4 protein-coding genes are annotated in these 7,622 nt (G+C 72.4%); 2 read left to right on the top strand and 2 right to left on the bottom strand.

What is annotated here, in order from left to right; translation table 11 throughout:
* Positions 1-411 precede the first annotated feature (411 nt).
* A complete protein-coding gene (locus tag SACSA_RS0116475; RefSeq protein ID WP_048876897.1) occupies positions 412-1,416 on the top strand; it encodes a glycoside hydrolase family 5 protein in 1,005 nt (334 codons plus the stop codon).
* Positions 1,417-1,483: 67 nt separating this feature from the next.
* Here SACSA_RS0116475 and SACSA_RS0116470 read toward each other — a convergent pair whose 3' ends face one another.
* Together SACSA_RS0116470 and SACSA_RS0116465 are read right to left on the bottom strand one after the other, a co-directional pair.
* Positions 1,484-2,743 (bottom strand): AGE family epimerase/isomerase, encoded by a 1,260-nt coding sequence (locus tag SACSA_RS0116470; protein ID WP_019818814.1) that lies wholly within the window; start codon positions 2,741-2,743, stop codon positions 1,484-1,486.
* Between the two features lie 105 nt (positions 2,744-2,848).
* On the bottom strand, positions 2,849-5,542 hold the full coding sequence (locus SACSA_RS0116465) for a glycoside hydrolase family 97 catalytic domain-containing protein (RefSeq protein WP_019818813.1): 2,694 nt from the start codon (positions 5,540-5,542) through the stop codon (positions 2,849-2,851).
* A gap of 258 nt (positions 5,543-5,800) precedes the next feature.
* Here SACSA_RS0116465 and SACSA_RS0116460 point away from each other — a divergent pair, with 258 nt between their 5' ends.
* Positions 5,801-7,543, top strand: a complete 1,743-nt coding sequence (locus SACSA_RS0116460; RefSeq protein ID WP_028661952.1) for a pyruvate dehydrogenase — start codon at positions 5,801-5,803, stop codon at positions 7,541-7,543.
* The last annotated feature ends 79 nt before the right edge of the window (positions 7,544-7,622 follow it).

The following is a 7,622-nucleotide window of genomic DNA, read 5'->3' as shown; positions in this document are numbered from 1 at the left end:
AACTCTCCCGGCTGCACGAACTCAGGCCCGACGTGCCCCGGATGCCCGGGTGCCCGCGCCGATGTCCACGTGCTCGACGCGCCGTCGGCGGCACACCTGGCCTACCGCCCGGGGGTGCCCCTGACCCACGCCGTCTGGCGCGCCGGAGTGCGGGTGCGCTGACGCTCCCGTGCCGCCGCCACCGAGCGGGCTGCTCACCAGGGCATCCGCCTTTTTTCGGTGAAACGATTCGCCAACGGAACAATACTCCCGTTCTTTGTGGTGAGAACGCGGATTTCGTCGGTGGAATAGAAACGGGGAATGGTTGACCGCTCGCGTCGCTCGCGCGCATACTTCTCCCCCCGGCCCGGTCAAACCCGGCGGTCCAGGCCGTCAGTATTCGACGAAATCCGACATCGGGAAGGGTTTTCGATGAGAACGAGTGTCCGGGCCGCGGTGGCTTTCGCGGTCGCCGTCGTGGTCTCCGTCGTCACCGCCTCGGCCGCCGCGTCCGCGCATTCTCCGGGTGCGCCCGCGACCGGTTTCCGCGTGGAGAACGGCAGGCTCGTCGAGGCGAACGGCAACGATTTCGTCCTCCGCGGAGTCAACCACCCGCACGCCTGGTTCCCCCACGAACTCGGCGCGCTGTCCGACATCAAGGCACTCGGCGCGAACGCGGTGCGCGTCGTGCTCTCCAGCGGTGACCGCTGGACCGAGAACACGACAGACGACGTGGCGAACGTCGTCGCCGAGTGCCGGGCCAACCGCCTGATCTGCGTGCTGGAGGTGCACGACACCACCGGCTACGGTGAGGATTCCGCCGCGGCCCCGCTCTCCCGCGCGGTGGACTACTGGATCCGTGTCCGGCAGGCCCTGGCCGGACAGGAGAACCACGTGTTGCTCAACATCGGCAACGAGCCGTTCGGCAACCAGGGTTTCGAGGACTGGACCGGCGAGACGATCACGGCGATCGGCAGGCTCCGTGCCGCCGGATTCGACCACACGCTCGTGGCCGACGCGCCCAACTGGGGACAGGACCACACGCACACCATGCGGGACAACGCCGCCGAGGTGTTCGCGAGCGACCCCGCGCGCGACACGGTGTTCTCGGTGCACATGTACGGCGTGTACGACACCGCGTGGAGGGTGCGGGACTACCTGACCGCGTTCACCCGAGCCGGTCTGCCGATCATGGTGGGGGAGTTCGGGCACCGGCACTCCGACGGTGACCCGGACGAGGACGCGATCCTGGCGACGACGAGGGAACTGGGGGTCGGCTACCTCGGCTGGTCGTGGAGCGGCAACAGCGGGGGCGTCGACTACCTCGACCTCGTCCACGACTTCGACCCCGCGCGGCTCACCGGCTGGGGCCAGCGCCTCTTCCACGGCCCCGACGGCATCGGCGAGACCGCCGAGGAGGCCGCCGTCTACCGCTGACGCCGCCGCGGCGCCGCCGGGAGAAACCGTGCGGGTACCGGTTCGCCACACCGGGGCCCGCACGGTGTCACCGGGCACCCCGGGCGGCGAGTGCGGCAGCCGGAGCGCGGGCCGGTGGCAGATCGGGCAGGACGAGGGCCTGGTAGACGTGGTAGGCGTCAGGCTTGCCGTTCCAGATCGTCGTCGACGGCCGCAGAGCCGGGCTCAGCTCGTGGTGCCAGCTCCCGGTGTCCGGGTCGCGGAAGTGCTCGTCGGCGAACGACCACCACGCGCGGGCCAGCTCGCCCGCCCGGGCGTGGCCGGTGGCGCGGTGCAGGGCGTCGGCCGCGAGCAGCGCCTCGGCGTGGACCCAGTGCAGCCGTTCGGCGACGACGACCCGGTCGTCCCAGTCCAACGTGTAGGCGAACCCGGGCCGTCCGTCGGCCGCCCACCCCCGGCGCACGGCCTCCTCGAACAGCGCCCGCGCGGCCTCCGGTAGCCAGGACGGCGCCCGGTCGTCCGCCGCGTGCAGGCCGAGCAGCAGCCGCGACCACTCCAGCCAGTGCCCGACCGTCGTGCCGTACGGCCGGAACGGGTCGGCGCGGGCGCCGTCGTTGTAGTCCGGGATCGGCGACCACTCCGGGGTGAAATGCTCGGGCACCCGCCAGTGGTGCTCGCGGGCGTGCCGGTTGATCAGCGTCTCCGCGATCGACAGCGCCCGCGCGTGCCAACGGCTCCGCCCGGTGACGGCGGCGCAGGCGGTGAAGGCTTCCACCGCGTGCATGTTGCTGTTGGCGCCCCGGTAGTCCTCGCACCCGCTCCAGTCCCGGGCGAAGGACTCGACGCAGAGCCCTTCCTCCTCGCTGAAGAACCGGACGTCGACGACCTCACACGCCTCGTCGAGCAGCTCGGCCGCCCCGGGCAGCCTCGCCGCGTGCGCCGTGGAGGCGGCCAGGAGCACGAAGGCGTGGTCGTAGGCCGCCTTACCGCTCGCGCGGGGCGCGCCGCGCGGGTCCAGCGCGGTGAACCAGCCCCCGTGCTCGTCGTCGTGGAACGCCGAGCGCAGGGCGTCCACCCCGTGCCGGGCCAGCTCGCGGGCACCGGAGTGGCCCGCGAGCGCGGCCAGGCCGAAGACGTGCGTCATCCGGCAGGTGATCCACAGCTCCCGGTCCCGGGACACGTCGACCGTGCCGTGCCGATCGAGGTGGCCGAACCCGCCCTCGTCGAGTGCCGACCGGGCGGCGAAGCCGAGCAACCGTTCCACCTCCCGGCGCCGCCACGGCCTGCTTCCGGCCGCGTCCCCTCCGGGCCCGTGTTCGGGCCGGGCTCCGGGCTTGTGCTCGGACATGCGCACCGCCGCTCCGCTCGTGGTATCCGTCCGGATGGTGCCGGGTGGGCGCTCGGTTCCGCCTCCGAGGATGCCCCACCGCGGCCGTTGTCGGCGCCGGCGGGGTCACGGTCGGCAGGACAACCGCAGCCCGCCCCAGTCCGCGTGGTCGTGGTTGATGCCGTCCCCGGCATCGCCGACGTCGAGCCGCAGCAGCTCGACACCGTCGACGGGGACGCGCAGCGGGTGCGGTCCGTCGGCGCCGGTGAGCACCGGCGACTCCGCCAGCACCGTCCCGTCCCCGGAGACGGTGAAGACGACCGATCCCTGCTCGCCCACCTCGTCGTCGACGCCGACCTCGGCGGCGAGCCGGTCGCAGCGTCGGCCGAGGTAGACCTCCACCGACGAGGGCGCGTGCACCCCGAGCCCCCGGTCGAACGTGGTGCCGTCGACGGTCATCCGACCGCCGTCGCCTGCCTCCTGCTCCCCGTTCGACCGGTCCCGCTCGACCGGGCCCCACCCGTTGCCCGCGTGCACGAACTCCAGGGCGCTGACGTGCGTCTCGCCGCGCGGCGCCTCCGGCGGCACCAGCGCCGTCACGGCACGTTCGACGTGCACGGGCTCCCGCGTGGCCGGGTCGCCGGGCAGGTGGTACTCGGCGGCCACGGGCAGGTCCGTGTGGCCGCGTGCGCCGTCGCGGGGCGCGGTGAAGGTCCATGTGCTGCTCACCGGCTCGCCGACGGCGAGGGTGGCCTCGCGGACGGGGCCGCCCGCGACCGTCCAGCCTTCGGGGGCGTCGGGACGCAGCACGACGTCGCGCACCCGGTGCCCCTCGTCGAGGGTGAACGTGGCCGCGACCTCGACGGACCCGCCGGGCGGCACGGTCGCCGACCCCGGGTCGAGATCGAGGGTCGTTGCGGGGACGGTGCGCACCGGCTCGTCGCAGTGGTCCCGGTCCGGCTCGGCCGGGCAGAGCACGGCGGCGAATCCGCCGTTCTCGGCCACGGGGACCGACAGTGTCTCGCCCGCCCGCACGGTCGTGGATTCGCGGGCCAGCCCGGAACCGTCGGTGGTGTCGCGGTAGACGTCGGCCCGCCACCGGCCGTCGCCGAGAACGTCGAGCGGCGCCGACAGGGTGCGCGCGGAGCCCGCGGCGATCCCGCCGACGAACCAGCGGTCCCCGGCACGCCGGGCGAGAACCGCCTCGTCGCCGGGTTCGCCGTTGAGCAGCTCCGTGTCGTCCCACACCGTGGGCACCTGATCGAGGAACCGGTGGGCGACCGGGTACTCGGCGTAGACCTCCGGGCGGTCGGCCAGGTGCAGCAGCGCCGACTCGAACACGACCGGCAGCGCCAGTTCGTGCCCGGCCGAGGTATGGCGCGTTTCCTGGGACAGGGTCACCGGGGTGTAGTCCATCGAGCCGACCACGTTGCGGGTGAACGGCAGCGTCGTGTTGTGCTCCGGGGTGACGCCGTGGTCGGCGCTGAAGGAGTAGTACTCCGCTCCGCGCACGGCTTCGTAGGTCATCAGGTGGGGCCAGGTGCGGGCGAGCCCCTTCGGGATGGTCGAGCCGTGGAAGTTGACCATCAGCCGGTGCTCGGCGGTGGCTTCCAGCACGCGTTCGTACCAGTCGTGCCGGGAGGCGCCCTCGCCGTGCCCGCCGCCGTCGTTCATGAAGTCGATCTTGACGCCGCGCACGCCCCAGTCGGCGAGGCGGCCGAACCAGGAATCCATCTCCTCGGCGGTGTCCACTTCCCACCAGCGGAACCACAGCAGCACGTCGACCCCCCGCGAGCGGGCGTATCGGGTGATCTCCGGTACCCAGGACGCGTCCCAGCCCTCGTCGATCAGCACGTAGGGCCAGCCGTGCTCAGCGGCGTGGTCGATGTAGTCGCGCTGGCGCTCGGGGTCGCGCGGACTGTCGTGTTCCGGCAACCACGACCACGCCACGCTGCCCGGCCGGATCCACGACGTGTCGGCGATCCGCGAGTCCGGTGCCAGGTCGTCGACGAGGGTGGACTCGGTGACCGTGCCGAGGTCGCCGACGACGGCCACCCGCCACGGCGTGGTCAGCGGCCCGTCCGAGGCGGGTGGCTGCTCGACCAGGCTCACGCGGTAGTCGCCACCGCCGTCGTGGGTGAGCCTGCCGCCCGGGTAGGCCGAGGTCATGCCCGACTCGGTGAGCAGCACGTGCGTGCCGTCGCGGTCGTGACCGACTCGGAAGAGCGCGGGGTGGCCGTAGTGGCCCTCGGGGGCCGAGCCCGCGGTCGTGGCGAAGCGCGGTTGTTCGTACCAGGAGGTGTGCTCCAGCATCCAGGCGGGGGAGGAGGCGGGAACGTCCCAGGACGAGGCTTCCCGCAGCACCGTCGTGCCGTCCGGGTCGGGCAGGTGGTAGCGGTAGGCGATTCCGTCGCGGGCGACCCGGACGACGAGATCGAGCCGGGTGCCGTCGGCGGAGGCGAAGCTCAGGGTGGACTCGCGCAGTACCGCGTGCCGGTCACGTTGTTTCCCGGTGGGCATGCGGTAGTTCTCGACGACGGTGCGGTCGGCGCGTCCGGTGAAGGTGAGGTCGTGGGAGAGGTCGGCCTTCTCGGTGACCACGCCGACCGCGGAGGGCGGCAGGACGGCGGAGCCGTCGCGCGTCACCCCCAGTTCGGGGGTGCCGTCGGCGAGGCGGACCACGGCCGCGAGCTCGGAGCCGGGCCCGGTCACGGTCCAGTCGGCCTGCTCGGCGTGGGCCGGTGGCGTGGTGAGGGTGGTGCCGACGAGGGCGGCGAGCACGCCCACCGTGGCGGCGTCGCGCACGGCTGACCAGCGCATGTCCACTCCTGTTCAGCTGTGTGGTTTTATGTTGAGTAATGGACGGTAACGTGTGATTGTCGTGTCGTATAGCGCCGTTCGCGCGAATCGTGTCCCGCGCGGAAGCGACCGGGAGTGCGGCCGGTGCCCTCCGCCGCCGTGCCGAGCATCCGGGCCGCCCTCCCGGGTTTGACCCCGGCCGGTCGCGGCTATGTTCCCCCGATGGGCGTCGCCCGGCGTGCGGTGGCGTGCGCCGGACACGGAGGGAGCGTGCGTGCCGTGGCGGGACGGACGGTGGCAGAGCATCTGGTCGAGCTGCTGGTGCGGGCCGGCGTGCGCAGGATCTACGGCGTCGTCGGCGACAGCCTCAACCCGATCACCGACGCGGTACGCCGCAGCGCGGAGATCGAGTGGGTGCAGGTCCGGCACGAGGAAGCCGCCGCGTTCGCCGCCGGAGCCGAGGCACAGATCACCGGGCGCCTCACCGCGTGCGCGGGTAGCTGCGGGCCGGGCAACCTGCACCTGATCAACGGGCTGTTCGACGCCCACCGCAGCCTGGCGCCCGTGGTGGCGATCGCGGCGCACATCCCCAGCGAGGACATCGGCACCGACTACTTCCAGGAGACCCACCCGGATCGCCTGTTCGTCGAGTGCAGCCACTACTCGGAAATGATCTCGACGCCCGCGCAGCTTCCCCGGGTCGCCCACGCCGCCGTCCAGCACGCGATCGGGCGTTCCGGCGTATCGGTGCTCACGCTGCCGGGCGATGTGGCGGGGCAGGAATCACCGCAGGGGTCGGCGGCCATGGTTCCGGTGGACCGCACGCCGACGGTCCGCCCGGCCGACACCGACATCGACGAGCTGGTCCGCATCGTCGACGAGGCACGCCGGGTCACCCTGTTCTGCGGCGCGGGCACCGCCGGTGCGCACGACGAGGTCATGGACTTCGCCGGACGGGTGCTCGCGCCGGTGGGGCACGCCCTGCGGGGCAAGGAGTGGATCCAGTACGACAACCCGTTCGACGTGGGGATGTCCGGGCTGCTCGGCTACGGCGCCGCCTACGAGGCGATGCACGAGTGCGACCTGCTCGTGCTGCTGGGTACCGACTTCCCCTACCACCCGTTCCTGCCCGACGACGTGCGTATCGTGCAGGTGGACATCCGGCCCGAACGGCTGGGCCGCCGGTCGCGGCTGGATCTCGGAATCTGCGGCGACGTGGCCGAGACATTGCGGTGCCTCACGCCGAGGGTGCGTGCCAGGACCGACCGGACGTTTCTCGACCACATGCTGCGCAAGCACGCCGACGCGCTGGAAACCGTGGTCTCGGCCTACACCACGGGCGTCGAGCGGCACCGCCCGATCCACCCCGAATACGTCGCCTCGGTGCTCGACGAGATCGCCGCCGAGGACGCGGTGTTCACTGTGGACACAGGGATGTGCAACGTGTGGGCCGCGCGCTACATCAGCCCGAACGGCAGGCGGCGCGTGATCGGGTCGTTCACGCACGGGTCGATGGCCAACGCCCTGCCCCAGGCGATCGGAGCGCAGCTTCCGGACCGCTCCCGGCAGGTGGTGGCGATGTCCGGGGACGGCGGCTTCGCCATGCTGATGGGCGAGTTCCTCACCGTGGTGCAGTACGGACTGCCCGTGAAGGTCGTGTTGTTCGACAACTCGTCGCTGGGCATGGTGGATCTGGAGATGATGGTCGCGGGCCTTCCCCCGTACGGCACCAGCTATCCGGAGACCGACTACGCCGCCCTGGCCCGCGCGGCGGGGGCGCACGCCGTGCGGGTGACCGACCCGCGCGAGGTGCCGGACGGGCTGCGCGCGGTGCTCTCCCACGACGGTCCCGCGCTCCTCGACGTCGTCACCGACCCGAACGCGCTGTCGCTGCCCCCGCACATCACCGGTCAGCAACTGACCGGGTTCGCGCTGGCGACCAGCAAGATGGTCTTGCAGGGTGGTGTCGGCCGCATGGTGCGCCTGGCCCGCGCCAACCTCCGCAACATCCCGCGCCCGTAGCTTTCTGCCCCGGCGCGGTACCGTGGCCGTACCGGACCTCGGTACCGCGCCGGGGCGTCGCGCGGGGCGCGGGCCGTGC

The sequence above is a fragment of the Saccharomonospora saliphila YIM 90502 genome (genome assembly GCF_000383795.1).
GTDB lineage: Bacteria > Actinomycetota > Actinomycetes > Mycobacteriales > Pseudonocardiaceae > Saccharomonospora > Saccharomonospora saliphila.
This window is presented reverse-complemented; position numbering and strand designations above follow the sequence as displayed.

Bases quoted from the DNA above. Each gene is read 5' to 3' on its own strand.
- SACSA_RS0116475 (WP_048876897.1), top strand. From the start codon at position 412: ATGAGAACGAGTGTCCGGGCCGCGGTGGCTTTCGCGGTCGCCGTCGTG.
- SACSA_RS0116470 (WP_019818814.1), bottom strand. From the start codon at position 2,743: ATGTCCGAGCACAAGCCCGGAGCCCGGCCCGAACACGGGCCCGGAGGG.
- SACSA_RS0116465 (WP_019818813.1), bottom strand. From the start codon at position 5,542: ATGCGCTGGTCAGCCGTGCGCGACGCCGCCACGGTGGGCGTGCTCGCC.